Origin of the sequence: Plantactinospora sp. KLBMP9567, from assembly GCF_033446045.1 — a bacterium.
Lineage (GTDB): Bacteria > Actinomycetota > Actinomycetes > Mycobacteriales > Micromonosporaceae > Plantactinospora.
Genome location: NZ_JAWQRR010000016.1, coordinates 22467 through 49355, shown reverse-complemented (window position 1 = coordinate 49355; position 26889 = coordinate 22467). Strand labels below are relative to the sequence as shown.

Annotated in this window: 25 protein-coding genes; 11 read left to right on the top strand and 14 right to left on the bottom strand. The window is 71.0% G+C overall.

Going from position 1 to position 26889, the window contains the following annotated elements; genetic code table 11:
* Positions 1–148 precede the first annotated feature (148 nt).
* The gene (locus tag R6Y94_RS11705; RefSeq protein ID WP_318395850.1) at positions 149–880 is read right to left on the bottom strand and encodes a M23 family metallopeptidase; all 732 of its coding nucleotides are present in this window, start codon (positions 878–880) and stop codon (positions 149–151) included.
* A 550-nt stretch (positions 881–1430) separates the two neighbouring features.
* Here R6Y94_RS11705 and R6Y94_RS11700 point away from each other — a divergent pair.
* The 4 genes from R6Y94_RS11700 to R6Y94_RS11685 all read left to right on the top strand — a co-directional run bounded on the left by R6Y94_RS11700 (position 1431) and on the right by R6Y94_RS11685 (position 5932).
* Complete coding sequence (locus tag R6Y94_RS11700; RefSeq protein WP_318395849.1) at positions 1431–1838, top strand: cobalamin B12-binding domain-containing protein; 408 nt, start codon at positions 1431–1433, stop codon at positions 1836–1838.
* Positions 1839–2297: 459 nt separating this feature from the next.
* Complete coding sequence (sucC, locus tag R6Y94_RS11695; RefSeq protein WP_318395848.1) at positions 2298–3488, top strand: ADP-forming succinate--CoA ligase subunit beta; 1191 nt, start codon at positions 2298–2300, stop codon at positions 3486–3488.
* 1 nt (position 3489) lies between these two features.
* Entirely contained in the window at positions 3490–4377 is an 888-nt protein-coding gene (sucD, locus tag R6Y94_RS11690) for a succinate--CoA ligase subunit alpha (protein WP_318395847.1), read from the top strand.
* Between the two features lie 205 nt (positions 4378–4582).
* Entirely contained in the window at positions 4583–5932 is a 1350-nt protein-coding gene (locus tag R6Y94_RS11685; protein ID WP_412102738.1) for a DUF6350 family protein, read from the top strand.
* A 98-nt stretch (positions 5933–6030) separates the two neighbouring features.
* Here R6Y94_RS11685 and R6Y94_RS11680 read toward each other — a convergent pair whose 3' ends face one another.
* Entirely contained in the window at positions 6031–6693 is a 663-nt protein-coding gene (locus tag R6Y94_RS11680; protein ID WP_318395845.1) for a DUF4190 domain-containing protein, read from the bottom strand.
* 29 nt (positions 6694–6722) lie between these two features.
* Positions 6723–7013 carry a CD225/dispanin family protein gene (locus R6Y94_RS11675; protein WP_318395844.1) on the bottom strand — a complete coding sequence of 97 codons (291 nt, stop codon included), beginning with the start codon at positions 7011–7013 and terminating at the stop codon, positions 6723–6725.
* A gap of 227 nt (positions 7014–7240) precedes the next feature.
* Between R6Y94_RS11675 and purH the strand changes: the two genes are divergently transcribed.
* Positions 7241–9439 carry a bifunctional phosphoribosylaminoimidazolecarboxamide formyltransferase/IMP cyclohydrolase gene (gene purH / locus R6Y94_RS11670; RefSeq protein WP_318395843.1) on the top strand — a complete coding sequence of 733 codons (2199 nt, stop codon included), beginning with the start codon at positions 7241–7243 and terminating at the stop codon, positions 9437–9439.
* Between the two features lie 190 nt (positions 9440–9629).
* Here purH and R6Y94_RS11665 read toward each other — a convergent pair whose 3' ends face one another.
* The 6 genes from R6Y94_RS11665 to R6Y94_RS11640 form a co-directional block, all read right to left on the bottom strand.
* A complete protein-coding gene (locus tag R6Y94_RS11665; protein WP_318395842.1) occupies positions 9630–10154 on the bottom strand; it encodes a hypothetical protein in 525 nt (174 codons plus the stop codon).
* A 191-nt stretch (positions 10155–10345) separates the two neighbouring features.
* Positions 10346–11422 carry a dipeptide ABC transporter ATP-binding protein gene (locus R6Y94_RS11660; RefSeq protein ID WP_318395841.1) on the bottom strand — a complete coding sequence of 359 codons (1077 nt, stop codon included), beginning with the start codon at positions 11420–11422 and terminating at the stop codon, positions 10346–10348.
* Positions 11409–12455 (bottom strand): ABC transporter ATP-binding protein, encoded by a 1047-nt coding sequence (locus R6Y94_RS11655; protein WP_318395840.1) that lies wholly within the window; start codon positions 12453–12455, stop codon positions 11409–11411. The genes R6Y94_RS11660 and R6Y94_RS11655 overlap by 14 nt, the downstream gene beginning before the upstream one ends.
* Positions 12456–12459: 4 nt before the next feature.
* Positions 12460–13389 carry an ABC transporter permease gene (locus R6Y94_RS11650; protein ID WP_318395839.1) on the bottom strand — a complete coding sequence of 310 codons (930 nt, stop codon included), beginning with the start codon at positions 13387–13389 and terminating at the stop codon, positions 12460–12462.
* An 87-nt stretch (positions 13390–13476) separates the two neighbouring features.
* Positions 13477–14415 carry an ABC transporter permease gene (locus R6Y94_RS11645; RefSeq protein WP_318395838.1) on the bottom strand — a complete coding sequence of 313 codons (939 nt, stop codon included), beginning with the start codon at positions 14413–14415 and terminating at the stop codon, positions 13477–13479.
* Positions 14416–14520: 105 nt separating this feature from the next.
* Positions 14521–16152 (bottom strand): ABC transporter substrate-binding protein, encoded by a 1632-nt coding sequence (locus R6Y94_RS11640; protein ID WP_318395837.1) that lies wholly within the window; start codon positions 16150–16152, stop codon positions 14521–14523.
* A 474-nt stretch (positions 16153–16626) separates the two neighbouring features.
* On the opposite strand from R6Y94_RS11640, the gene R6Y94_RS11635 reads away from it, so the two are divergent.
* The gene (locus R6Y94_RS11635; protein WP_318395836.1) at positions 16627–17508 is read left to right on the top strand and encodes a bifunctional methylenetetrahydrofolate dehydrogenase/methenyltetrahydrofolate cyclohydrolase; all 882 of its coding nucleotides are present in this window, start codon (positions 16627–16629) and stop codon (positions 17506–17508) included.
* Between the two features lie 188 nt (positions 17509–17696).
* Positions 17697–18647 (top strand): malate dehydrogenase, encoded by a 951-nt coding sequence (locus R6Y94_RS11630; protein ID WP_318395835.1) that lies wholly within the window; start codon positions 17697–17699, stop codon positions 18645–18647.
* A 79-nt stretch (positions 18648–18726) separates the two neighbouring features.
* Here the strand turns inward: R6Y94_RS11630 and R6Y94_RS11625 are convergent, their stop codons facing one another.
* The gene (locus tag R6Y94_RS11625) at positions 18727–20400 is read right to left on the bottom strand and encodes an alkaline phosphatase D family protein (protein WP_318395834.1); all 1674 of its coding nucleotides are present in this window, start codon (positions 20398–20400) and stop codon (positions 18727–18729) included.
* Positions 20401–20460: 60 nt separating this feature from the next.
* The gene (locus R6Y94_RS11620; RefSeq protein ID WP_318395833.1) at positions 20461–21279 is read right to left on the bottom strand and encodes an MBL fold metallo-hydrolase; all 819 of its coding nucleotides are present in this window, start codon (positions 21277–21279) and stop codon (positions 20461–20463) included.
* A gap of 81 nt (positions 21280–21360) precedes the next feature.
* Between R6Y94_RS11620 and R6Y94_RS11615 the strand changes: the two genes are divergently transcribed.
* Positions 21361–22578 (top strand): NADP-dependent isocitrate dehydrogenase, encoded by a 1218-nt coding sequence (locus R6Y94_RS11615; RefSeq protein WP_318395832.1) that lies wholly within the window; start codon positions 21361–21363, stop codon positions 22576–22578.
* 427 nt (positions 22579–23005) lie between these two features.
* The gene (locus R6Y94_RS11610) at positions 23006–24376 is read left to right on the top strand and encodes a carbohydrate-binding domain-containing protein (protein WP_318395831.1); all 1371 of its coding nucleotides are present in this window, start codon (positions 23006–23008) and stop codon (positions 24374–24376) included.
* 53 nt (positions 24377–24429) lie between these two features.
* Here the strand turns inward: R6Y94_RS11610 and R6Y94_RS11605 are convergent, their stop codons facing one another.
* Positions 24430–24873, bottom strand: a complete 444-nt coding sequence (locus R6Y94_RS11605) for a VOC family protein (RefSeq protein WP_318395830.1) — start codon at positions 24871–24873, stop codon at positions 24430–24432.
* Positions 24874–25061: 188 nt separating this feature from the next.
* A complete protein-coding gene (locus R6Y94_RS11600) occupies positions 25062–25445 on the bottom strand; it encodes a hypothetical protein (protein WP_318395829.1) in 384 nt (127 codons plus the stop codon).
* Here R6Y94_RS11600 and R6Y94_RS11595 point away from each other — a divergent pair.
* Both R6Y94_RS11595 and R6Y94_RS11590 read left to right on the top strand, forming a co-directional pair.
* Entirely contained in the window at positions 25444–25836 is a 393-nt protein-coding gene (locus R6Y94_RS11595) for a histidine kinase dimerization/phospho-acceptor domain-containing protein (protein WP_318395828.1), read from the top strand. The two genes, R6Y94_RS11600 and R6Y94_RS11595, sit on opposite strands and share 2 nt — an antisense overlap.
* A gap of 38 nt (positions 25837–25874) precedes the next feature.
* Positions 25875–26336 (top strand): HAMP domain-containing sensor histidine kinase, encoded by a 462-nt coding sequence (locus R6Y94_RS11590; RefSeq protein ID WP_318395827.1) that lies wholly within the window; start codon positions 25875–25877, stop codon positions 26334–26336.
* On the opposite strand, the gene R6Y94_RS11585 is transcribed toward R6Y94_RS11590, so the two are convergent.
* Complete coding sequence (locus R6Y94_RS11585) at positions 26314–26682, bottom strand: hypothetical protein (protein ID WP_318395826.1); 369 nt, start codon at positions 26680–26682, stop codon at positions 26314–26316. The genes R6Y94_RS11590 and R6Y94_RS11585 overlap by 23 nt on opposite strands.
* Positions 26683–26889 lie beyond the last annotated feature (207 nt).

The window sequence follows — 26889 nt, the reverse complement described above, 5'->3', positions numbered from 1 at the left end:
AATCGCCCTTGATAGCCGCTATTTCGACCGCAGTGGCTGTGTGATCCGGCACAGTCCGCAGTGTGGCGGAGGAAACTTCGTGGGGCACCGGGCACAAGAAAACCGCCCGACCGGTTTCGATCGGGCGGTAAAGCGGCGTGACGCCGGGTCAGGAAGCGGCTACGTCGGTGTACAGATCGTCGACTTGTAGCTGGATGTCCACTCCCCGGTCCCGCAGGTAGGGGATCGGGTCAGCCGGCTTGCCGTTGACATGCAGCTCGAGGTGCAGGTGCGAGCCGTAGGAGTGGCCGGTGTTGCCGACCAGGCCGAGCTGGTCGCCGGCCTTGACCTCCTGCCCCTCGCTGACCAGTAGCTGCGAGGAGTGTCCGTAGATGGACTCGGTGCCGTCGGTGTGCTGGACGATCACGCAGTAGCCGTACCCGCCGAACCAGCCGGCCTTGGTCACCGTGCCCGCGTGCACCGCGTTGTACGGGGTCCCTTCGGGAGCAGCCAGGTCGATGCCGGCGTGCAGCTTGTTCCACTTCATCCCGTACGGCGAGGTGAAGCTGTAGTTGTCGAGCGGAAGCCGCCAGACATCGGGGGCAGCGGCCAGGGTGGAGGCGAGCCCGTCGGCCCGGTCGTCGTCCCGGGACGCGGCGCCCTGCTGGGCGTCGGCGGCCCGCGCGCTCAGGTCCTCGCTGGTGGCGGCGGCCTTCTCCAGGTCCGCCAGTGTGGAGGGGCTGACCGCTTTGGCGTCGGGCAGGGCTCCCGCGCCGAGCGCGACGACACCGGCTCCGACGAACGCGGTGGTGACAACAGCGGCGTAGCGGCTGCGTGGAGGTGTGGGGACGCGGCGTCGCCCTCGATAGCGATCGGGCTCAGACGACAGGCGCTGGCGCACGCACACCCTCCGTTGTCGGGTCAGTGTTGCGACCGTGACCGATGTTCGACGATCGAGGTGAACTCCGGTTGACCGCGTTGTCGCCCGGTCATGGACCTGATGACAACCGTGGGCCACGGTAGCCAACCCCTAGGCGCGCCACAAGTCGCAGCGCCAGATTGCCGGTGCGCTGTGCGGTTGTGCGTCATGGAATGCCATATCTCGTAACCTTTTGCGATCGGCCTCGTTAGTAGCGCTCCGTTACTTCGGGCGCAGCAGGGTGTCATGGCCCCGACTCGTGTCGGAGCCTCCTTCGAGGACTCCCTAGGGGTATGCCCGGACGGGTTCCCGGGGCGCGGCGGCGTGTCGGCCGGGGCGCGCCGGACCACTGCCGGGTCGGCGCACCGTCGCGCGCGGGTGCCCTTTCGGTGCGCTGCTCCGCCCGCTTCCGGCCACCGTGCGCCGCCTGCTCCCGGGGCCCGTCGTCCCGGGGAGTTCCCGGGGGGCCGGCAGGCGGGTTACCGTTCGTTAAGGTAACTCTGGTCGGGTGTCCAGGAGAGGTGTCGCGCTGATGAGTTCTCGGATCCGGGTGGTCGTCGCCAAGCCTGGCCTGGACGGGCACGACCGGGGGGCGAAGGTGGTCGCCCGGGCCCTGCGGGACGCCGGGATGGAAGTCATCTACACCGGCCTGCACCAGACGCCCGAGCAGATCGTCGAGACGGCGATCCAGGAGGACGCCGACGCGATCGGCCTCTCCGTGCTCTCCGGGGCGCACATGACGCTCTTCCGCCGGGTGCTGGAACTGCTCGCCGACCGGGACGTGACGGACCTGGTCGTGTTCGGCGGCGGGATCATCCCGGACGCGGACATCCCGGAGCTGGAGCGGCTCGGCGTGGCCAGGATCTTCACCCCGGGTGCCACCACCGGCTCGATCGTGGAGTGGGTCCGGAACAACGTGGGCCAACCGGTCGTCGGCTGACCGCCACGACCCGCCGTAGCCTGACGGTCGGACGGCTCCGGGGCGTACTCTGCGGAAATGGGGGAGAGGCCGGACGCACCCCTCACACGTCCGGCCTCTCTATGCGCGATGCCCCGCCGCCACCCCTCGACCGACAGGGCATCGGCCGTCTTCGTCATCGCGCTTCCCCCAGCGCTCCGACATCAGACTCAACGACGTCCCTTACGCCGGGTTACGCCGCCCGGGAAATCTTTTCCCCGGCCACCGCTGACCTTCTCCCCGGCCACCGCCGACCCGTGACCGCGACGGCGGCCGGCCTGCTGTGCGTTACCGCACACCGAGCACCCACGTGGATGCCCGGCGTGCTCACCTCGCTAGGCTGCGGCCGATGGCCTGTTCGTGCGTACAGCAGGCCCAACTCATTCACACGCTGGCGGCGGTGCGACGGCGCGCCGCGGAGACGGGACGGGACGCGCAATCGTGGACCTGTACGAATACCAGGGGCGTGAGCTGTTCGAGCGGCACGGACTGCCCGTGCTGGCCGGCGGTGTCGCGACGACCCCTGAGGAGGCCCGCGCGATCGCCGAGCGCCTCGGCGGCCGGGTGGTCGTCAAGGCTCAGGTGAAGGTCGGCGGCCGGGGCAAGGCGGGCGGCGTCAAGCTCGCCGAGGGGCCGGACGAGGCGGTGGCCCGGGCCACCGACATCCTCGGCATGGACATCAAGGGCCACACGGTCAACAAGGTCATGCTGACGGTGACCGCGGACATCGCCGAGGAGTACTACTTCTCCTACCTGCTCGATCGCGCGAACCGCACCTTCCTCTGCATCGCCAGCGTGGCCGGCGGGATGGACATCGAGCAGGTGGCCGCCGAGACGCCGGAGCGGGTCGCCAAGGTGGCCATCGACGCGAACGCCGGGGTGGACGAGGCCAAGGCGCGGGAAATCGTGGAGGCGGCCGGCCTCCCGGCCGAGCTGACCGACCAGTTCGTGCCGATCGCCGTGCGCCTCTGGCAGGCGTTCGTGGCCGAGGACGCCACCCTGGTCGAGGTGAACCCGCTGGCCCGGACGACCGACGGCACGGTGCTCTGCCTCGACGCGAAGGTCTCGCTCGACGAGAACGCCGGGTTCCGGCACCCCGACCACGAGGCGCTGGTCGACCAGGCGGCCGTGGACCCGCTGGAGCAGCGGGCCAAGGAGAAGGACCTCAACTACGTCAAGCTGGACGGCGAGGTCGGCATCATCGGCAACGGCGCCGGCCTGGTCATGTCCACCCTCGACGTGGTGGCGTACGCGGGCGAGTCGTACGGCGGCGTCAAGCCGGCGAACTTCCTCGACATCGGCGGTGGCGCCAGCGCCGCGGTGATGGCGAACGGGCTGGAGATCGTACTCTCCGACCCGTCGGTGCGCAGTGTCTTCGTCAACGTCTTCGGCGGCATCACCGCCTGCGACGAGGTCGCCAACGGCATCATCCAGGCGCTGGCCCTGCTCGCCGAGCGCGGCGAGACGGTCGACAAGCCCCTCGTGGTACGCCTCGACGGCAACAACGCGGAGGCCGGGCGGGGCGTTCTTAGGCAGGCAACGCTCGACGGCGCCGCCCAGCTCGTAGAGCTGGTGGACACTATGGATGGCGCGGCCCAGCGGGCCGCCGAGCTCGCGGCTGCGGGGGTCTGAGATGGCAATCTGGCTGACCAAGGAGTCCAAGGTCGTCGTACAGGGGATGACCGGCTCCGAGGGGATGAAGCACACCCGGCGGATGCTGGCCGCCGGCACCAACGTGGTGGGCGGGGTCAACCCGCGCAAGGCCGGCCAGAAGGTCGCCTTCGACACGGTCGAGCTGCCGGTCTTCGCCAACGTCGCCGAGGCGATGGCGGCCACCGGTGCGGACGTGAGCGTCATCTTCGTACCGCCGCAGTTCACCCGGGGCGCCGTGGTCGAGGCGATCGACGCCGGCATCCCGCTCGCCGTGGTGATCACCGAGGGCGTACCGGTGCACGACACCGCCGCCTTCTGGGCCTACAACCTGGCGCAGGGAGAGCGGACCCGGATCATCGGGCCGAACTGCCCCGGCATCGCCTCGCCGGGCGCCGCCAACGCCGGCATCATCCCGGCCGACATCACCGGCACGGGCCGGATCGGCCTGGTCAGCAAGAGCGGGACCCTGACGTACCAGATGATGTACGAGCTGCGCGACATCGGCTTCTCCACCTGCGTCGGCATCGGCGGTGACCCGATCATCGGCACCACCCATATCGACGCGCTCGCGGCGTTCCAGGCAGACCCGGAGACCGACGCCATCGTGATGATCGGCGAGATCGGCGGTGACGCCGAGGAGCGGGCGGCCGAGTTCATCAAGGCCAACGTCACCAAGCCGGTGGTCGGCTACATCGCCGGCTTCACCGCGCCGCCCGGCAAGACCATGGGGCACGCCGGGGCCATCATCTCCGGTTCGGCCGGCACCGCTGACGCGAAGAAGGCCGCCCTGGAGGCGGTCGGGGTCAAGGTCGGCAAGACGCCGAGCGAGACCGCGCGGCTGATGCGGGAGCTGATGTCCGGCAACTGAGCCGTCGACGTGTTGTTCCGGGGTGGTCGGCGTGCGCCGGCCACCCCGGTTCCGTCCCGGCCGGGAGGCCGGCCCCGTACGGTGGGAGGCGGGGCTCTGGCCGATCCTGGTGGGGTCCGGATTCCTCCCGGGCCTGAAGGCCGGGACATCCTCCGGAGATCCCGGTGAACCCGGCCGACCCGCTGCCGTGCCAGAGTAGGTGCTGATGCCTCCACCCACCGTTCCTGACCGGCCGCGCCGGTCGGAGACCGCACCGGTCGCACCGGCTGCGTCCGCCGGTGCCGCGCGATCGGCCAGACGGCCCGGGCCGGGGGACGGCCGGGAGCCGGGCCGGAGCGGGCCGGCCGGGGAGCGCCGGGTGCCCCGGCCTAGGCGGGGCGGGGCGGGACGTCCGGGCCGGGCTCCGCTGGCGGTCGCGGCGGCGGTCGCCGCCGGCTGGGCGGCCCTGATCGGCTATCTGCCGGTCGCCGTGGTGCTGGGGGCGGCCCGGTTCGCCGAGGGCAGCGGCGAGGTCGTCGGCGCCGCCCGGCTGGGCCTGGCCGGATGGCTGCTCGGGCACGGCGTACCGCTGCACACCGACGCCGGGCCGTTCGGCCTGCCGCCGCTCGCTCTCGCCATGCTGGCGGCCTGGCGGCTCAACCGGGCCGGCGTGCACGTCAGCCGGGCGGTCCGGGTCCGGGAACGGCCGACGGCCGGCCGGGCGCTCGCCGTCGCGGTGGCGGTCGGCGTCGGGTACGGGGTACTCGGCGTTCTGGCCGCGCTGCTGCTCGGCCGTACCGGGCCGACCGCCGACCCGGTACGCGCCGGGCTGACGCTGACCGGCTTCGGCACTCTCGCCGCGCTGTTCGGTGCGGCCCGGGCCAGTGGAGTGCTGGTGGCGGTGGCCCGGCGTACTCCGCTGGTGTTCCGGGACGGGCTGCGCACCGGGGTGGTCGCCGCCCTGCTGCTGCTCGGGGCCGGGGCTGGGGCGGCCGGGCTGGCGGTGGCCACCGGCGGCGGCGAGGCCGGCGACATGATCGGGGCCTACCGCACCGGTGTGCTGGGCCAGGCGGGTATCACCCTGATCAGCCTCGGCTACGCGCCGAACGCCGCGGTCTGGGCCGCCAGCTATCTCCTCGGGCCGGGTTTCGCGGTCGGCACCGACACGGTGGTCCGGACCTCCGAGGTGTCCATCGGAGCGCTGCCGGCCGTACCCCTGCTGGCCGGGCTGCCGCAGGGGCCGCTCGGCGGGGTCGGTGGCGCCGTGCTGGCCGTGCCGGTGCTGGCCGGCATGGCCGCCGGCTGGCTGCTCGCGCGCCGTCGGACGCGTTCCGCGGCCGAGCGGAACGCGCCACCGCCCGGCTGGGCCGCGCTGCTCGGCGCGGCCGCGGTCGGCGGTCCGGTTGCCGGGGTGGTACTCGGCGCGGCGGCCCTGCTCTCCGGCGGCCCGCTCGGCGGCGGCCGGCTCGCCGAGGTGGGACCGGCCTACTGGCAGGTCGCCGCCGGGGCGACCGTCGTCGTGCTGGTCGGCACCCTGATCGGGGCCGCCGCGACCCGGGCCGTGGCCCGAGGCTGACCGGCCGGTCCGGAACGTGCTTGGGGCGCCCCGGAACTCCGGGGCGCCCCAACGCGGCTGTCACGACTCCGGACGGCCGTACCCCGCCCGGCCGGTCGTCACGGGGTGTAGCCGAAACCGTTGACGTTCAGCACGACCGCGAGGATCACGTTGAGTACCCCGAGGAGCAGGCCGACGGCACCGCAGATCAGACCGGCCAGGGCCTGACCCCCGTTGCTGGCCTCACCCCGGCTGGCCTTGCCCCGGCCGAGGAAGCCGAGCACGATGCCGGCGATGCCCGCGATGATGCCGAGCGCGGCACAGCAGGCCGCCGGAATCGAGACGATGCCGACGATCATCGCGACCAGGCCGAGGGTGTTGTTCTGCCCGCCGGCCGGTGCGTATCCGCCGGTCTGGTAACCGGGTGCCGCACCATAGGGCTGGCCCGGCATCGGCTGCTGCTGACCGTACGGGTCCTGGTACGGCTGCTGCGCGTCCTGGTACTGCGGTTGCCCGTACGGCTGGCCCGGGGTCGGTTGCCCGTACGGCTGGCCCGGGGTCGGTTGCCCGTACGGCTGGCCCGGGGTCGGTTGCCCCGACGTGGGTTGCCCGTACGGCTGGCCTGACGTCGGTTGCCCGTACGGCTGGCCCGAGGTCGGTTGCCCGTACGGCTGGCCCGAGGTGGGCTGCGGCGGCTGCGCGTACGGATCCTGGGGCTGTGGTGCGTTCGGATCCGACGGCTGCTGCCCGTACGGGTCCTGGCCTGGGTAGCCGGGCTGCATGACAAGACTCCTTCGACAGGTCTCTCAGACTAGAGGCTCGACGCCGAGTTGGCGCTGATGACGAAGCTGATGACGCAGCAGATCAGCGAGACCGCCCAGATGCAGATGCCGATGATCAGGGCCAGCTTCGACCACTTGCGGGACTCGGCGGCGGCCGCCTGCGCCTCCGCGAAGTTGCCCTGCTGGAGCAGCGGGTTCACCTTCGAGGCGTTGATGATGGCCGGGATGGCCAGCGGCCAGAACAGGAAGATCGCGACGATGGACATCGTCATGTTGTTGTTGATCTGTTGCGGCGGGTGTGAGGGGTAACCGGGTTGCATGTGTGTTGGGCTCCTTGGCCTGCACTCAGCGCATGTATGAAATTACCGAGGGGCAATCTCCTGGGGCAGGTCACTGCCCCGAGCGTCCGGCAGCGTACCTAATCAGCGCCACTTTGGTGGCCCGCTCGCCGCCCGACATGCCGATCGTGATCGACGACGCTCCCTCGGCGACGTGCTCGGTTCGCGCCGCCGGGAAGCCGACCCGACCTGCCCGATAGGGTGCTGGGGTGACTGAGCCCGTGTCGGCAGCCCGCATCGTCGTCCTCGTCTCCGGCTCCGGGAGCAACCTCCAGGCCCTGCTCGACGCCGGTGCGGATCCGGCCTACGGCGCCCGGGTGGTCGCCGTCGGCGCCGACCGGGACGGCATCACCGGGCTCGACCGGGCCGCCACGGCCGGCGTACCCACCTTCGTCGCCCCGGTCAAGGCCTACCCGACGCGGGAGGACTGGGACCGCGCGCTCACCGCGCACGTCGCCGAACACGAGCCCGACCTGGTCGTCTCGGCCGGCTTCCTCAAGCTGGTCGGCCCGCACTTCCTGGCGGCCTTCGGCGACCGGTACGTCAACACGCACAACTCGCTGCTGCCCGCCTTTCCCGGCATGCACGGCCCGCGCGACGCCCTCGGCTACGGAGTCAAACTCGCCGGGGCCACACTCTTCTTCGTCGACGCCGGTGTGGACACCGGGCCGATCATCGCCCAGGTGGCGGTGCCGGTGCTCAACGACGACGACGAGGAGACCCTCACCGAGCGGATCAAGGTGGCCGAGCGCCGGCAGCTCGTCACGCAGGTCGGCCGGCTGCTCCGGGAGGGATGGACGATCACTGGAAGGAAGGTCACGATCGGAGTGAGCGACACGAGTTCCGGCGCGGACGGCCGGCGGCCGATCAGGCGCGCGCTGGTCAGCGTCTACGACAAGACCGGCCTGGTGGAGCTGGCCCGGGCGCTGCACGGCGCCGGAGTCGAGATCGTCTCCACCGGCAGCACGGCGGCGAGCATCGAGGGGAACGGGATACCAGTCACCCCGGTCGAGTCGCTGACCGGGCTTCCCGAGGTGCTCGACGGCCGGGTCAAGACGCTGCACCCGAAGGTGCACGCCGGGCTCCTGGCCGACCTGCGGCTGGAGCGGCACGCGGCGCAGCTCGGCGAGCTGGGCATCGCCCCGTTCGACCTGTTGGTGTCGAACCTCTACCCGTTCACCGAGACGGTCGCCTCCGGCGCGGACTTCGACGAGTGCGTCGAGCAGATCGACATCGGTGGGCCGGCGATGGTCCGGGCGGCCGCCAAGAACCACGCCTCGGTGGCGGTGGTGACGTCGGTGTCGGCGTACCCGTCGGTGCTGGCCGCGCTGGCCGACGGCGGTTTCAGTGCCGGGCAGCGCCAGCAGCTCGCGGCCCGCGCCTTCGCCGACATCGCCGAGTACGACGTGGCGGTGGCGAACTGGTTCGCGGTGGGTACCGGGCCGGCGGAGCAGGAGTGGCCGGCCTTCGCCGGTCAGGTGCTGACCGCGCCCACACCGCTGCGGTACGGCGAGAACCCGCACCAGGCGGCGGTGCTCTACGTCGACCCGGCGTCCCCGCCCGGGCTGGCCCAGGCCGAGCAGCTGCACGGCAAGGAGATGTCCTACAACAACTACGTCGACGCGGACGCGGCCTGGCGGGCGGTGAACGACTTCGCCGACCGGCCGGCGGTGGCGATCATCAAGCACGCCAACCCGTGCGGCATCGCGGTCGGCGCCGACGTGGCCCAGGCGCACCGCCGGGCGCACGCCTGCGACCCGGTCTCCGCGTTCGGCGGGGTGATCGCGGTCAACCGGCCGGTCTCGGTCGAGATGGCGCAGCAGGTCGCCGAGGTCTTCACCGAGGTACTGGTGGCACCCGAATTCGAGCCGGGTGCGGTGGACGTGCTCTCCGGCAAGAAGAACATCCGGCTGCTCCGGGCGCCCGCCTGGGCGCCGTACCCGGCGGAGTGGCGCCCAGTCAGCGGCGGCGCGCTGGTGCAGATGGCCGACCGGGTGGACGCGCCCGGCGACGATCCGGCCGGCTGGCGGCTGGTCACCGGCGAGCCCGCCGACCCGGCGACCCTGGCCGACCTCGCCTTCGCCTGGCGGGCCGTCCGGGCGGTGAAGAGCAACGCGATCCTGCTCGCCAGCGAGGGCGCGACCGTCGGGGTGGGGATGGGTCAGGTCAACCGGGTCGACTCGGCGCACCTGGCGGTCTCCCGGGCCGGCGCCGAACGGGTCCGGGGCGCGGTCGCCGCCTCGGACGCGTTCTTCCCGTTCCCGGACGGGCTCCAGGTGCTGATCGACGCCGGGGTCCGGGCGGTCGTCCAGCCCGGCGGCTCGGTACGCGACGAGGAGGTCGTCGCGGCGGCCACGGCGGCCGGGATCACCATGTACTTCACCGGCACCCGGCACTTCTTCCACTGACCCACTTCACCGATCGACCACGCGACCGGCGCGGGACTTCCGGCGACCGGCGGTGCCCCCTCGGCACCCCCGGACGCCGGGGACCCGCGCCGGTTCGGGCCAACCGAGTCGCGCCGGGGACCGCCGGGAATCTCCCGCACCGGTCCCCGCGCGGCCAGCCCGGCGGCGAGGGCGCCGTTCGTCGCGCCGGTCAACCGACCCGGAGCAGCGCGCTGCCGGTCGCGCCGCCGGACCGGCTGGCCCGTACGGTCCAGCAGCCGGCGACCGGGAAGTTCCAGCCGGTACCCCACTCGTCACCGGTTCTGGTCCAGGTGCTTCCGCTGTGCCCGGTGGGTCCCCAGACCGGCTCGATGGTGACCCCGTCCGGGCCGGTGGCCCGGACGCTGAAGGTGCCGGAGCCGGTCATCCGCCACACGATCTTCTCGTCCCGTCCGGTGTGCAGGCCCGGGCCGCCGCGCGGGAAGAGCAGTCCCCAGAACGAGTTCCCGGCGTCCGCCACGCCCTGCACCTCGAGCGGGTCGTCCGGCGAGCCCGCCCCGTCCGTGCAGGTGCCGGCCGGTTCGGCGGCGGCTCCGGTCGCGGGCACCGGTCCCGCGACGGTCCCTGGCGACGGCGGCGCGCCGGTCGGGCCGGCGATGCCGGGGACCTCCTCGCCACAGCCGAGCAGCGGAACCGTCGAGGCCACCAGGGCGAGCGTCACGAGCAGTCTTCGCACCATGTAGACGAGAGCCCGGAAACCATTGTGTGGTTCCCGGGCTCTCCACCCCCGCCGTCCGCTCGGTCCTGCCTCGCGCTCGGCGTCCAACCCTTCCGGAGCGGTCCTGCCGCCCGGTCGGTCCTTGCGCTCCCGCCCGTCGATCCCGCCGACCGCCGCCGCCAGGGGGCGATCCGGCTGGCCGGGCCGGGTCAGGAGACGACGTGCTGCTTGAGTTCGGCGAAGTGGCAGGCCGACGGGTGCGGCTCGACGGTCCGGAGCACGAGCTGCGGCTCCTGGGTGGCGCAGATCTCCTGCGCCTTCCAGCAGCGGGTGCGGAACCGGCAGCCCGACGGCGGGTTGGCCGGCGACGGCACGTCACCGTCGAGCCGGATGACCTCGCGGTGCGCCCGGGCCTTCGGGTCCGGCACCGGCACCGCCGAGAGCAGCGCCTGGGTGTACGGGTGGGTCGGCCGCTCGTAGATCTCGTCCTCGGTACCGATTTCCACGATCTTGCCGAGGTACATCACGGCGACCCGGTCGGCGATGTGCCGGACCACCGACAGGTCGTGCGCGATGAAGATGTAGGAGAGGCCCAGCTCGTCCTGGAGGCTCTCCAGCAGGTTGATCACCTGCGCCTGGATCGACACGTCCAGCGCCGACACCGGCTCGTCACAGACGATGATCTCCGGCTTGAGGGCGAGCGCCCGGGCGATCCCGATCCGCTGGCGCTGCCCGCCGGAGAACTGGTGCGGATAGCGGTTGACGTGCTCCGGGTTCAGCCCGACCAGGTCGAGCAGCTCCTGCACCCGCTGCCGACGGCTGCCCCGCGGCGCGGCGTCCGGGTGGATGTCGAACGGCTCGCCGATGATGTCGCCGACCGTCATCCGTGGGTTCAGCGAGGTGTACGGGTCCTGCATGACCATCTGCACGTTCCGGCGCATCCGGCGCAGCTCCGCGCCGGAGAGCTTGAACATGTCCCGGCCCTCCAGCATCGCCCGGCCCGAGGTCGGCGTCTCCAGCCGCATCAGCAGCTTGGCCAGGGTCGACTTGCCGCAGCCGGACTCGCCGACGATGCCGAGGGTCTCGCCCCGGTTCAGTTCGAAGCTGACCCCGTCGACCGCCTTCACGGCGCCGATCTGCCGCTTGAAGACGATGCCCTGGCTGATCGGGAAGTGCTTGACGACGTTCTCGACCCGCAGCACGGTCTCGCCGCGCGGCTTGGCCGGTGCGGCCGGCCCTGCGCCGCCGGTGCCGGAGCGCGGGTTCCTCGGATCAGACGCGGCCATCGAGGACCTCCTGGGCGAAGTGGCAGGCGCTGCTCCGGCCGCCAGCGAGCGACCGGACGGCCGGTACGACGTCGACGCACTCCTGCCGGGCGTAGGGGCAGCGCGGGTGGAACGGGCATCCGCTGGGGATGCGCATCAGGTTGGGCGGCAGCCCCTTGATGGTGGTCAGCCGCTGACCCTTGAGGTCGAGCCGGGGAATCGACTCCAGCAATCCCTTGGTGTACGGGTGTGCCGGTGCCTCGTACAGCGAGTGCACGTCGGCGTGCTCGACGATCCGGCCGGCGTACATCACGGCGATCCGGTCGGCCACGTCGGCGACGACCCCGAGGTCGTGGGTGATCAGGATCATCGCCATGTTCAGGTCCCGGCGCAGTTCGCCGAGCAGGTCCATGATCTGGGCCTGCACGGTCACGTCCAGCGCGGTGGTGGGCTCGTCGGCGATCAGCACCGCCGGGTCCAGCGCCAGCGACATCGCGATCATGACCCGCTGGCGCATGCCGCCGGAGAACTGGTGCGGGTAGTCGCCGATCCGCTGCCGGGCCGCTGGGATCTTGACGAGTTCCATCAGCTCGATCGCCCGGCGCTTGGCCTGGGCCCGGGACAGACCCTCGCGCAGCCGCAGCATCTCGCCGATCTGCCAGCCGACCGGGAAGACCGGGTTCAGCGCCGAGAGCGCGTCCTGGAAGATCATGGAGATCTGCTTGCCGCGTACCTTCCGGCGCTCCTCCTCGGAGAGCTTCAGCAGGTCGGTACCGCGGTAGAGGATCTGCCCGGCCGGGATGACCGCCGGTGGCATGTCCAGGATGCCCATGATCGCCTGGGCGGTCACCGACTTGCCGGAGCCCGACTCGCCGAGTACCGCCAGGGTCTCCCCGGCGTCCAGGTGGTACGAGACACCGTTGATCACCTTGGCCACGCCGTCCCGGGTGCGGAACTCGACGAAGAGGTCCCGTACCTCCAGCAGGTGCCCGCCGTCGGCGCCGGCACCCTGCGGCCCGGGCGACCCGCTCCGCTCGTTCACGTTCACGGTCATCTGATCACCGCAGCTTCGGGTCGAAGGCGTCGCGGATCGCGTCGCCGAGCATGATGAAGGCCAGTACGGTCAGCGCCAGGAAGGTCGAGGGCACCACCAGCGGAATCGCCGACTCCCGCATGTGCGTACGGCCGGCGTCGATGTCGATGCCCCAGGAGATGGTCGGAGCCTTCAGGCCGATGCCGAGGAAGGAGAGCGTCGCCTCGGCGGCGATGAACGAGCCGAGTGCGATGGTCAGCACCACGATCACCGGGGCCAGCGAGTTGGGCAGGATGTGCCGCCACATGGTCCGGCCGTTGCCGGCACCGAGCATCCGGGCCGCCGCCACGTAGTCCTGCTGCTTGGCGCTGATCACCGAGGACCGGATCACCCGGGCGGCGGTGGTCCAGCCGAGGATCGCGAGTACGAAGATCACCGCGATGATCCGGACGTTCGGGCTGTCGCTGCTGATCCGCTTCAACATGACGATCGCGGCGAGCAGCAGCGGGATGCCGAGCACCACGTCGATCACCCGGGACAGCGCCGCGTCGATCCACCGGCCGAAGTAGCCGGCGAGCATGCCGACGGTGATCGCGATAAGCCCGGTGACCAGCGCGGAGAACGCGCCGACCAGCAGCGACGCCCGGGCACCGAAGACGGCACGGGCGTAGATGTCGCAGCCCTGGAAGTCGTACCCGAACGGGGCGCCGCCGCCGGGCCCGGCGTGCTGCCGGGCCAGCGTGCACTCGTGCGGGTCGTTCGCGGTGAAGAGGCCGGGGACGGCCGCCATCGCGGTGACCGCCAGGACCAGTACCAGCGAGATCCAGAAGATCGGGTTGCGGCGCAGGTCGCGCCAGGCGTCGCCGGCCAGGCTGCGCGGCCGGGCGGCCGGGTCGCCGGACCCGGACTTGCCGCCGGCCATCTCGGCCGCGGCGACAGTCTCAAGCTCACTCATGCCGCCACCTCGCTTCGCTCGGCGTCGTCACGAGTTCCAGCACTTAGCTGGCTGATTCGTTCGCTTCGCTCACTCATGTCCAGTCCCTCACTCGTACCGGATGCGGGGGTCGAGGACGGCGTAGAGGACGTCCACCACGAGGTTCGACACCAGATAGACCACGACCAGCACGCTGACCAGGCCGACCACCAGCGGGCCGTCCTCGGTCTTGATGCCGCGGAAGAGGTTGAACCCGACGCCCGGGATGTTGAAGACGCCTTCGGTGATGATCGCGCCGCTCATCAGGTTGCCGAGTTCGACGCCGAGGAAGGTGATCACCGGGATCAGCGAGTTCCGCAGTACGTGCACGCTGACGATGCGGCGGATCGGCAGGCCCTTGGCCTTCGCGGTCCGCACGTAGTCGGAGCGCAGGTTCTCGGCGACCGAGGTACGGGTCAGCCGCAGTGCGGTGGCCAGCGACAGGGAGCCGAGCACGATGCCGGGTAGCAGGAGGGCGTAGACGCTGGGCTCCGAGCCGGCGGTCGGCGGGAAGAGCGGCAGCTTGACGCCGAGGAAGTACTGGGCGAGCGGCGCCAGCACGATGGTGGGGATGCCCAGCACCAGCAGGGTCAGCGCCAGGGTGGCGTTGTCGAAGATGCCGCCCCGGCGGAGCCCGGCGATGACCCCGGCGGTGACCCCGACCAGGATCGCCACCAGCAGCCCGATGATCGCGAGCTTCATGGTGACCGGCCAGGCCTGGGCCAGCATGTCGCCGATCTTCCGGCCGGTGAGCGAGTCGCCGAGGTCGCCCCGGAGCAGGTTGCCGACGTAGTCGAAGTAGCGGTAGAAGAAGCCGCCGACGCCGGTCTGGTCGAGGTGGAACTTCTCGGTCAGGTACGCCCGCTGCGCCTCGCTGACCGGGCGCTCGCCCGCGAGCGCCTGGATGGGATCACCCTGTCCGGCGAACATCAGCGCGTAGACGATCAGAGTGGTCCCGAAGAAGGCCAGGACCATCTGAAGCAGGCGCCGCACGATGTAGCGGAACATGCTTGCTTACTCTCCGTGGGGATTGCTGGAGCGCGGTGTGTGCGGGAAACGGCCCGGGCCACCCGAGGAGTTACCGGGTGGCCCGGACCGGCCTTGCGGTCAGAGCTAGCTGACGACCTCGATCTTGGTCATGTCGACGACCTGGAAGAGGTCGACCTCGACGTTCTTGACCCGGGTCGAGTGCGCGTAGACGTTCTGGCCGAACCGGAGCGGGATCACCGGCATCTCGGTGGCCAGGATGTCCTCGGCCTGCTGGTACTTCTTGACCGCCTCCTCCGGGGTCGCGGAGGTGGTGCCCTCCTGCACCAGGCGGTCGAACTCCGGGTTGCTGTACCCGTAGTAGTTCGACGAGCCGTTGGTGGTGTACAGCGGGCCGAGGTAGTTCTCCATCGACGGGTAGTCCATCAGCCAGCCCATCCGGATCAGGCCGACCGGCTGCTTGCCCTCGACCTTGGTCAGCAGGTCCGAGAACTTCGGCTCGGCCGCACCGACGCACTCCACGCCCAGGTTGGCCTTGAGCTGGTTGCAGGTCGCGTCGACCCAGTCCTTGTGCCCACCGTCACCGTTGTAGGTGATCTTCAGCTCGGCGGGACCGCCGGCGGCCTGGTACAGCTCCTTGGCCTTGGCCGGGTTGAACTCGCAGGCCTCGCCGCAGGTGTCGTCGCGGTAGCCGGCGACCACCGGGGAGACGAACGAGCGCGCCGAGATCTGCGACTCCTTGAAGATCGACTTGGTGATCTCGTCCCGGTCGATCGCCATGGAGATCGCCTTGCGCACGTCCGGCTTGCTGAACTCGTCCTGGAACGTGGGGAAGGCCACGAACTGGAAGGACGAGTTCGGGCTCTGCTGGAAGCGGTCGCCGAGGTCCGTCGCGGCGGTGCTCAGGCTCTCCGTCGGGACAGTCACATCCACGTCGAGGTTGTCCGACAGCACGTCCGCGTAGGCCGCGGTGAGCTGCTGGTAGATCCGGAACTCGGCACCGGCGATCTTCGGCTTCTCGCCCGGGAACGCGTCGTAGCGCTCGACCTCGACCTTGGCGTCGTGCTGCCAGGTGCCCTTCATCTTGAAGGGGCCGTTGCCGATCGGGGCGTCCTCGTAGCCGTCCTTGATCACGCCGGGTGCGGAGAAGGCGGCCGCCGGCAGCGGGTAGAACGCGGTGTAGCCGAGCACGGTCTTGAACTCGCTGTACTGCTTGGCCAGCGTCACCGTGAAGGTCAGGTCGTCGACCTTCTTCAGCCCGGTCATGGTCTTGGCCTTCGGCTCCGGCGCCTTCTGCGGGCCGTCGCCGTCCGGGTCCTTCGACTGGAGGTCCTCGTAGCCGGCGATCTTCTCGAAGAAGTAGCTGTTGCCCTGGCCGTTCGGCGCGTAGGCGCCGTAGTTCCAGGCGTTGATGTAGCTGTCCGCGGTCACCTTCTCGCCGTTGTGGAAGGTGTAGCCGTCCTTCAGCTTGATCGTCCAGGTCAGGTTGTCGGTCGAGTTCACGGACTCCGCGGCGACCTCGAACGGCTTGTTCTGCTCGTCGTAGTCGACCAGCGGGGTGAACAGGGCGGACAGCACCTGGTTACCGCTCGAGTCGTTGGTGTTGGTGGAAATCAGGTGCTGCGGTTCCGCGATCTGGACGGAAACCGTCGCATTCGGGTCGCTCTCCCCCGAGTCGCCGCCACTGCCACAGGCCGCGAGGCCGAGGGTCGCGGCGAGGGGGAGGGCAGTCCAGGCAGCGAGCCTACGAACCTGCATTGAGCCTCCTCGTCTCCTTACGCTGAGCAGCCGTCCCCACACAGAGGTAACGCTGTGCAACGCTCGGCAAAGGTAGGTCGTAGCAGGACACCTGGCCAAACTGGATGATTACGAGTCCGTAACACAGGGGCCTGACAGGACTTGCGCATATCCGCTCTGAGCTGCTATCGCAGGTTCTGTTCAGGCGATGTGCAGATTCGGTCATCTAGCCTCTATAGGCATGAAAGGTGCGCCCCGCATGCTGTGAGCCGGGCAACGTTCCGCCGGAAAATAATCCGCATTCGCCCTGATCGGGTCTTCCGTATTGTGGACAACTCCACAAGATCTCACTGAGCGTGACTAAGAACACGGCTACGTATAGTTAACATTCGGCGCCAGTCGCCCGGCTGACCGGGTGTTGGCCGACTGGCCGATCCCGGCACCGACCAGCCGGGTGCCGGCTCGGCCGGGCGTACCGCGTGAGACGATCTGGCTGTGACGGCCACCCTTCTCGACGGCAAAGCGACCGCGGCACACATCAAGGACGAACTGCGCGAGCGGGTCAAGGCGCTGGCCGAACGGGGCGTCGTACCAGGGCTGGGCACCGTGCTGGTCGGCGAGGACCCGGGCTCCCAGGCGTACGTCAACGGCAAGCACCGGGACTGTGCCGAGGTGGGCATCGCCTCGATCCGCCGCGAGCTGCCGGCCGACGCCACCCAGGACGAGGTCGACGCCACGGTCGCCGGACTCAATGCCGACCCGGCCTGCCACGGCTACATCGTGCAGCTCCCGCTCCCGGCCCACCTGGACACCCAGCGGGTGCTGGAGATGATCGACCCGGACAAGGACGCCGACGGGCTGCACCCGGTCAACCTCGGCCGGCTCGTACTCGGTTATCCCGGCCCGCTGCCCTGCACCCCGCGCGGCATCGTCGAACTGCTGCGCCGGCACGACGTGCCGCTGCGCGGCGCCGAGGTGGCGGTGGTCGGCCGGGGCAACACCGTCGGCCGGCCGCTCGGGCTGCTGCTGACCCGGCGCAGCGAGAACGCCACCGTGACGCTCTGCCACACCGGCACCCTCGACCTGGCCGCGCACACCCGGGCCGCCGACATCGTGATCGTGGCGGCCGGCGTGCCGGGTCTGCTCACCGCCGACATGGTCCGGCCGGGCGCCGTGGTGGTCGACGTCGGGATCACCCGCGTGATCGGTGCGGACGGCAAGGGCCGCTACACCGGCGACGTCGGGCCCGAGGTCGCCGAGGTGGCCGGCAAGCTGGTGCCGATGCCGGGCGGAGTCGGCCCGATGACCCGGGCGATGCTGCTGGCCAACGTGGTGGAGCGGGCCGAGGCCGGGCTGGAGCCGGCCGAGCAGGGCTGACCCGGCGATCCGGTGGTGCCGGCCGATCCGGCGTTCGGGCCGCCGCCCGAAGGCCCGGGTTGCGGACCCGGCGCTGCGATCGGTGCGGTGTGAGCGACCGCAGGCAATTCCGCCCCTGGCCGGAACGGAACACTCCTGGCTGATACCGTCCGGAAATAACCAGACGGGTATCAGGGAGTGGGACGACCATGGGCAAAAAGGTCACCGTCGTCGGTGCCGGCTTCTACGGCTCGACGACCGCGCAGCGCCTGGCGGAGTACGACGTCTTCGACACGGTCGTGATCACCGACATCATCGAGGGCAAGCCCGAGGGCATCGCGCTGGACCTCAACCAGTCGCGCCCGGTCGAGGGCTTCGAGACCAAGGTCGTCGGCGTGACGACCGGCAAGAACGGCGAGGGCTACGAGCAGCTCGAAGGCTCCGACGTCGTCGTGATCACCGCCGGGCTGCCCCGCAAGCCCGGCATGAGCCGGATGGACCTGCTGGAGACCAACGCCCGGATCGTCCGCCAGGTCGCCGAGAACGTCGCCAAGTACGCCCCGAACGCCGTGGTCATCGTCGTCTCCAACCCGCTCGACGAGATGACCGCGCTGGCCCAGATCGCCACCCAGTTCCCGCGCAACCGGGTACTCGGCCAGGCCGGCATGCTCGACACCGCCCGGTTCACCAACTTCGTCGCCGAGGCGCTCGGGGTGAAGGTCGGCTCGGTCCGCACCCTCACCCTCGGCTCGCACGGCGACACGATGGTGCCGGTGCCGTCCCGCAGCACCGTCGATGGCAAGCCGCTGCGCGACGTGATGCCGGCGGAGCAGATCGAGGAGCTGGTGGTACGCACCCGCAACGGCGGGGCCGAGGTGGTCGCGCTGCTCAAGACCGGTTCGGCGTACTACGCCCCGTCGGCCGCCGCCGCCCGGATGGCCCGGGCCGTGGCGACCGACTCCGGCGAGGTCATGCCGGTCTGCGCCTGGGTCGACGGCGAGTTCGGCATCTCCGGGGTCTACCTGGGCGTCGAGGCGGAGATCGGCCGGGAGGGCGTACGCCGGGTCGTGGAGACCCCGCTGGACGCCGACGAGATCGAGAGCCTGAAGGCCGCCGCCGAAGCGGTCCGGGCCAAGCAGGCCGACATCGCCAACATGTGACCTCTTCGTCAGCGCAGCGGGGGCCCGGCGTGCGGTACGCCGGGTCCCCGCTTTTCCGCACTCCGGCCGTCCGGGCCGCTCAGCGCAGCGGGAAGGAGTCCTGGTGCCCGGTCACCTGGTAGGTCGGGCCGGCGGTCGCCCGGCTGCGCGCGGCGGCCGTGGCGGCCGGGGCCTCCTGGCTGAGCACCGAGATGCCCGGCTCACCGGCGACCACGACGAACTCGGCGGCGGTCCGCACCGTGGCGGTGGGCGCCCAGACGGTGTCGACCAGCCGCAGCGAGCTGAGCATCCGCTCCGGGGTCACCTCGCAGACCACGTAGCCGCGCCGGTTGTCGATGTACTTCCAGTGCGGGCTCTCCGCCATGATCGGATCGTAGGTGCGGTGGAAGGCGGCGGTGTCGGAGTTGCCGCCCGAGGTGATCGAGGTACCGGTGATCTCGGCGCCGACCACCGGTGAGGCCGGGTCGTCGAAATCCGGCTTCAGGTCGCAGACCCAGGTGCAGTGCCGGTCCCCGGTGAGCACCACCGGGTTGTCCACCTGGCCGGAGCCGAAGAACTCCAGCAGCCGGCGGCGCTGTGCCCGGTAGCCGTCCCAGTTGTCCAGGTCGAAGGTCTGCCCGGGACCGGCCTGCCGGTCGTTGGACGCCCACATCACCTGGTTGGCCAGCAGGTTCCACCGGCTGCCGGCCGACCGCAGCCCGTGCACCAGCCAGCGTTCCTGCTCCGGCCCGGTCATCGACAGCTCGGGGTTCTGCGCGTCGGCCAGCGTCGCCGGCTGGTCGCTGCGGTACTGCCGGGTGTCCAGCACGTGCACGCTGGCCAGGTCGCCGAAGCGCAGCCGCCGGTAGAGCCGCAGGTCGAGGTTGCGCGGCAGGGCCGACCGGCGCAGCGGCATGTGCTCGTAGTACGCCTGGAAGGCCGCCTTGCGTCGGGCCCGGAACGCCTCCGGGGTCTGCTGGGCCGGATCCTGCGGGATCTCGTCGGCCCAGTTGTTGTCCAGCTCGTGGTCGTCGAAGGTGACGATCCACGGGAAAGCCCCGTGCGCCCGTTGCAGGTCCGGGTCGGTCTTGTACTGCGCGTGCTGGTTGCGGTAGTCGGTCAGCGAGTACGGCTCGTCGGTGCCCTGGTGCACCCGGTACGCCGCCGGGTTCGGCCGGTTCTCGTAGATGTAGTCGCCGAGGAACGCCACGAAGGCCAGGTCCTCCTCGGCCAGGTGCTGGTGCGCCGTGTACGCCCCGGCCTGGTAGTCCTGGCAGCTCGCGAACGCGAACCGCAGCCGCCGGGGCCGGGCGTGCGCGCTCGGGGCGGTCCGGGTACGGCCGACCGGGGAGATTTCCCGACCGGCCCGGAACCGGTAGTGGTATTCGGTGTCGGCGCGCAGCCCGGAGACCTCGACGTGCACCGAGTGGGCCAGGTCGGGGGATGCCAGCGCGGTGCCCCGGCAACGGATCCGGCGGAACCGCTCGTCCTCGGCGACCTCCCAGTGCACCGGCACCGGCCGGTCCGGCATGCCACCGCCGAGCAGCGGCTGCGGGGCGAGGCGGGTCCAGAGCACCACGCCGTCCGGCAGCGGGTCGCCGGAGGCGACGCCGAGGGTGAAGAGCCCGGTCGGCAGCGGGCCGCCCGCGCTGGACGGGATGTGCGCGGCCGCGCCGTCGGAGGTGAACAGCATCGGTCCGACCACGAGGCCGGCGGTCGCGGCACCGGCCGCCGAGACGAAGCGTCGGCGGTTGAACGGGTACGGAGAAGTCATGCCCCGATGCTCGGGAGCTGGGGCGAAGCACCTGCCCCCGACAATCGACCTGAAGCAGTACTACAGCGGAACAAAGGGTGTACTCAGGTGCGGGGTGCCGAGCGTGGCGGCCGGCCGGGCGGCCAGCTCGGTCAGCAGCCGCTCCCGCGAGTCGCGGGCGGTGACCGGGTCGTCCTCGTGCGCGTACGGCAGCTCCGGGGCGACCAGTTGCACGGCGTGCACCAGCAGGTCACCGGTGAGCAGCAGAGTCTGGTCGGCGTGTTCGACCAGCACCGACTGGTGTCCGGGGGTGTGGCCGGGGGTGGCCAGCACCCGTACCGCGGGGGCGAGCCGTGCGTCGCCGTCGAGCGCGTCGAGCTGGCCGGCGGCGGTCAGCGGGTCGAGCAGGTAGCCGGCCACCCCGGACGGGTCGTGCCGGCGGAAGGCGGCGATCTCGGCCCGTTGCAGCAGGTAGCGGGCGTTGCCGAAGTACGGCGTGCCCGGCTCGCCGGTGACCGCCCAGCCGATGTGGTCGGTGTGCAGGTGGGTGAGTACCACCGTGTCGACCTGTTCGGGCGCGATGCCGGCGGCGGCGAGTGCGGCCGGCAGCCGCCCGGGCACCGGCGCCCAACTCCGGGCGGGGGCGCCGGCGGGGCCGATGCCGGCGTCGACCAGCAGCACCCGGCCGGCGGCCGGGCCGTCGTCGAAGCGGAGCGCGAAGCAGCGGAACGGCAGCCGCCACTGCCCGTCGGCGGTGACCGCGCCGGGGTCGCGTTCGTCGGCCAGCCGCCAGTGTGCGGCGGTCGCGGTCGGGAACGCCTCGGTGCGGGGCTGGAAGAACAACCCCTCGGCGTCCGGCAGCGCCACGACGGTGATCGGACCCACGGAACGGCTGAGCATGGCAGGCAGTGTATGGCCCCCCGAGGCTCTCCAGTACGCTCGTACTGCTAGAGCAGATGTCCCGGAGAGGAGCGCCGCCCGATGGCGAAGATCAAGGTTACGAATCCGGTGGTTGAGCTCGACGGCGACGAGATGACCCGGATCATCTGGAAGCAGATCCGCGAGCAGTTGATCCTGCCGTACCTCGACGTCGACCTGCACTACTACGACCTGTCGATCCAGTACCGCGACGAGACCGACGACCAGGTGACGGTCGACGCGGCGAACGCGATCAAGCAGCATGGCGTCGGCGTGAAGTGCGCCACCATCACCCCGGACGAGGCCCGGGTGGAGGAGTTCGGCCTCAAGAAGATGTGGCGCTCGCCGAACGGCACCATCCGGAACATCCTCGGCGGCGTGGTCTTCCGTGAGCCGATCATCATGTCCAACGTGCCCCGGCTGGTACCGGGCTGGACCAAGCCGATCATCATCGGCCGGCACGCGCACGGCGACCAGTACAAGGCGACCGACTTCGTGGTGCCGGGGCCGGGCACGGTCACCATCACCTACACCCCGACCGACGGCGGCGCCCCGGTCGAGATGGAGGTGGCGAACTTCCCCGGTGGCGGCGTCACGATGGGGATGTACAACTTCGACGACTCGATCCGGGACTTCGCCCGGGCCTCCTTCCGGTACGGCCTGGACCGTGGCTACCCGGTCTACCTCTCCACCAAGAACACCATCCTCAAGGCGTACGACGGCCGGTTCAAGGACATCTTCGCCGAGGTCTTCGAGGCGGAGTTCAAGTCGGAATTCGACGCCGCCGGGATCAGCTACGAGCACCGGCTGATCGACGACATGGTCGCCGCCGCGCTGAAGTGGGAGGGCGGCTTCGTCTGGGCCTGCAAGAACTACGACGGTGACGTGCAGTCCGACACCGTGGCGCAGGGCTTCGGCTCGCTGGGCCTGATGACCTCGGTGCTGATGACCCCGGACGGCCGTACCGTCGAGGCCGAGGCGGCGCACGGCACGGTGACCCGGCACTACCGGCAGTGGCAGAAGGGCGAGAAGACCTCGACCAACCCGATCGCGTCGATCTTCGCCTGGACCCGTGGCCTGGCGCACCGGGGCAAGCTGGACAGCACCCCCGAGGTGACCCGGTTCGCCGAGACCCTGGAGCAGGTCTGCGTGCAGACCGTCGAGGGTGGCCAGATGACCAAGGACCTGGCGCTGCTGATCTCCCGGGACGCCCCGTGGCTGACCACCGACGAGTTCATGGCGGCCCTGGACAACAACCTGGCGCGCAAGCTCGCCGCCTGACCGGCGCGGTTCACGGATCTTGACGACTTGTCGTCGTTCCCGCGACGGCAAGTCGTCAACATCCAGCCGAGAACGCCGACGGCTCGGATGGGGCGTCTAAGATCGCCCGGTTTGTGCCGTTACCGCCGGGTGGTTGCCCTCGTTGCACAGGGTGGACGTGATGCCAGTCGCGTCCAGGAAGACCGGCCCGGTCGAGGTCGCCGCGAGAGGCCCGTACCGGATGGAACGGTCTTCCCGGCTGTTGCGCACAGCCGGCCGTCCCTTCCCTGCGGGGGGCCCTGTCCCGGGCCCCCCGCGCCCTCGTTTCCGGACGGCTCCGGTATCCGAACTGTTCGCCCGCTGTTCCCGCACAGCCTGCCGGCCCCGTCGCTGATCCTGTCTAACCTCCGGATGTCCAGATCGGGCAGGACGGACAGGGAGGGACGCCGTGGGTATCAGGACGCGTATCAGGAGGACCAGAGCCGGGCTGGCGGTGCTCACCGGCACGGCGGCGGTGCTGTCCGGAGTCAGCCTCGGCGGTGTCGCGGCCGCCGCCGAACCCTCGCAGTTCAGCGTGGTCGACGGCGCCATCCGGCCGGCGACCGGCACCCCGGTGCCGGCCTCGGGTAGCCACGCCTCGCTGTGGAGCAACTCCAGCTACGCGACCACCACGATCTCCGGCTCCGGCCGGGTAGTGGTCGGCGCCATCGGGGACAACTGCGAGGGCTGGCCCACCATCCGGGTGACGGTGGACGGGGTGGTGGCCGGCGAGACCACCATCGTCAGCGCCAGTCAGTACGGCAGCTATCCGGTCGGGGTGGCGCGGGGCGCGGGGCAGCACAGCGTCCGGATCCAGTTGGTCAACGACCGCAGCACGGCCGCCTGCGACCGCAACGTGCACATCGGGTACGCCCGGATGGAGACCCCCGGCACGACCACGGACCCGAAGTTCAGCTTCGCCGTGCTGCCGGACACCCAGCAGGAGGTGCTGAACGCGAGCGACAGCCGCTTCCGGCAGCGCACCGACTGGCTGGTCGGCAACCGTTCCGCCCTCGACCTGCGGTTCGTGACCCACTCCGGCGACGTGGTCAACTGGGACACCCCGGACCACGCGCAGTACGAGATCGCCCGCAACGCGATGCGGCCGCTGGAGACGGCGGGCATCCCGTACTCGCTGGCGATCGGCAACCACGACACCCAGGCGACCGGGCCCGGCGGCTCGGCCCGGGACCCCGCCCGGACCCGGGAACTGGTCCGGGACACCACCGTCTTCAACCGGTACTTCACCGCCGGCCAGTACGGCGCCGTGCGGGGGCAGTTCGAGGCCGGCAAGGTCGACAACTCGTACTCGACGTACTCCGCCGGCGGGGTGCAGTGGCTGGTGCTGGTCCTCGAACTCTGGCCCCGCCCGGAGGCGGTCAACTGGGCCAGGGGCGTGGTGGCGGCCAACCCACGGCACAACGTCGTGGTGGTCACGCACGACTACATCGACGGCAACGGCAACATCGAGCAGTCCGCCGGCTACGGCGCCACCAGCCCGCAGTACCTCTACGACAACCTGGTCAAGCAGTACGCCAACGTGAAGTTCGTCTTCTCCGGCCACACCGGGGTGGCGGGCAACCGGGTGGACACCGGAGTGCACGGTAACAGGATCTACTCGTTCCTCCAGACGTTCCACTCCAACACCACCAACCCGGTACGGCTGGTCGAGATCGACGCGGCGGCGGACTCGCTGCGTACCTGGATCCACGCGCCGTACACCAACCAGGCGTTCCCGGAGTACGACCGCACCTTCACCGGGATCGGGCTGGTCCGCTAGCCGGTCCGGCAGAACGGACGCGGGGCCCGGCGACCGCCGGGCCCCGGCACCGTTCACTCCTCGACCGGGCCGAGTGTCACCCGCCCGTCCTCGGCCACCTGCCAGCCCGGGTTGTGCGCGACCTCCCAGAGCAGGTCGTTCGGGTCCGCGAAGTGGCCGTGGTAGCCGCCGAATGCGGCGTGCTGGCCGGACTTGACTACCGCCGCCCCGGCGGCGGCCGCCTGCGCGAGTACCCGGTCGACCTCCGCCGGGCTCTCGACGTTGTGCGACAGGGTGAAGCCGGTCGGGGCGGGCAGCAGCGGCGTCCCGGCGCCGAGGTCGGCGGCGAACGCCTCCGCCTCGAAGAGCCCGAGTACCACCCCGGGAGCCACCTGGAAGAAGAGGATCTCGTCCGGTACGTCCAGGGTCGGCGTCCAGCCCAGCCCGTCCATGTAGAAGTCCCTGGCCCGGTCCAGGTCCCGGGTGGCCACCGTGATGAAGTGCACGCGTTGCTCCATGACCAGTCATTCTCCTCCCGGCGCGGTCGCGGGTGGCCGGTTCCGCGCCGCACCCACCGGCGGCGGAAGCCGGACGTGCCGAGCCGGCGTGCTGCGCACGGTCGGCCTCACCGGCGTCCGGAGGGTTGGTCGGGCCTCCCGGCGGGGCGAGCCGGACGAACCGTTCCGGACGGGCGGCAGTCTGCCGGTCAGCGCTTGCCGTCGGTCTGCGGCCGCTCTCCCGACCCGCCCGGTGGCTTCCGGTTCAGCCCCGCGCACGCCCGCTCGGCGGCCTTGAAGGTCTCCGACTGCGGATCGAGGTCGGGTCCGCCCTCGATCCGGATCCCGCCGTCCGCCTCCGGATCCGGGAACCTGGGTACGCCGTTCTCCCGCATGCACCGGGCGTACTCCCGCATCCGCTGCTGCGCCTGCGGGTCCAGCCTCGGCGGCTCACCCCCGCTCGGCAGGTACTCCTGGCACTTCTTGTGCGCCGCCTCCAGCTTCGCCCGGTCCGTGCCGTCCGGCGCCCGCATCCGGATCGCCCCGTCCCCGATCTCCGGATCGGGGAAGTTCGGCAACCCGTTGTCCCGCATGCACTGGCCGAACCGGCGTGCCCGGTCCGCATCGTCCACCGGTGCCGGTCCGGCGCCACCGCTGGCGCTGGCGGTGGGCCCGCCGGCCGTGGCGATCCCCGGGTCCCGGTCGGCGCCGCCGCATCCGGCCACGCACGAACGGATCGCGCTGACCGGTCCACCGGACGAGATCAGGGAACTCGCCGATACCTTCGACCTGATGCTGGCCCGGCTGGACCAGGCGTTCGACAGCCAGCGGCGGTTCATCGGCAACGCGTCGCACGAACTGCGTACCCCGCTGACGCTGAACCGGACCCTGCTGGAGGTGATGGTCGTCCCCGACTCGGCCTCGCCGAGCTGCGCCAGCTCGGCAGCACGCTGCTGGCGGTCAACGCCCGGCACGAACGGCTGATCGACGGGCTCCTGCTGCTGGCCCGATCGGAGCACGAGGTGGCCGAACGCTCCTATGTAGACCTCGCGGACGTACTGGAGCACGTCGTCGCGCAGGTGCCACCCGGCCCGGTGACCATACGCGCCGAGGCGGCCGAGGCGCCCACCGCCGGCAGTTCGGTGCTGCTGGAACGACTGGTGCAGAACCTGGTCGAGAACGGCGTCCGGCACAACGTCCCCGAGCACGGCTGGGTACGGGCCGGCAGCGGTACCGGCCCGGACGGCGCGGTGTGGGTCCGGGTGGAGAACACCGGGCCGGTGGTGGCGCGGTACGAGATACCGAGCCTCTTCGAACCGTTCCGGCGGCTCGGCGGCGACCGGCTCGCCGGCAACCCGCCCGGCGCCGGACTCGGGTTGTCGATCGTCCGAGCGGTTGCCCGGGCCCACGGCGGCACGGTGGACGCCGAACCCCGACCCGGCGGCGGCCTGGTGGTCACGGTCACCCTGCCCGCCGCCGGCTGACCGGCTCCGCCGCCACTGCCGGGTCACCGCGTCGGTCACCAGTTTCCGTGATGCCGGCCAGCGAGCGCAGCCCGTCGGCCAGGCCACCCGCCTGGCGCGGCGACAGCACGAGTACGGCACACGGCTCGTCCGGGTCATCGGCGTCGTCGTATGCCTCCACGAGCACCGTGGCGGGCGTACCGTGCGGCAGGCCCGGACCGCTGACGAACGCGGCGAGCCGAGGCGGCTCCTGACCCACGGGTTCGACGGTGTGCATGCGTGACATGTGAGTACCGGTCGGGTTGGCCGAGGTGACCGGGCAGGGCGCCGAACACCAGGGCGGATGTGCCACGGAGTTGGTGGTCACGTTTCCTCCATCTCGTTCGGGCCATCCGCTCGCCCGACGTCGGGTGGTGCGGGTGGCCATGCGATGTGTCCATCTGAGGGTGCGCCCTGCGGACGGGTGGGGCTGTGTCGAGCGGAGTATGCGTGGCATGTATGAGCGGCATCGTCGTATGCACGTAGAGTGATAGACCAGCCGTAGATGTGAGGGAGTCACGTCCACGATGGGCCG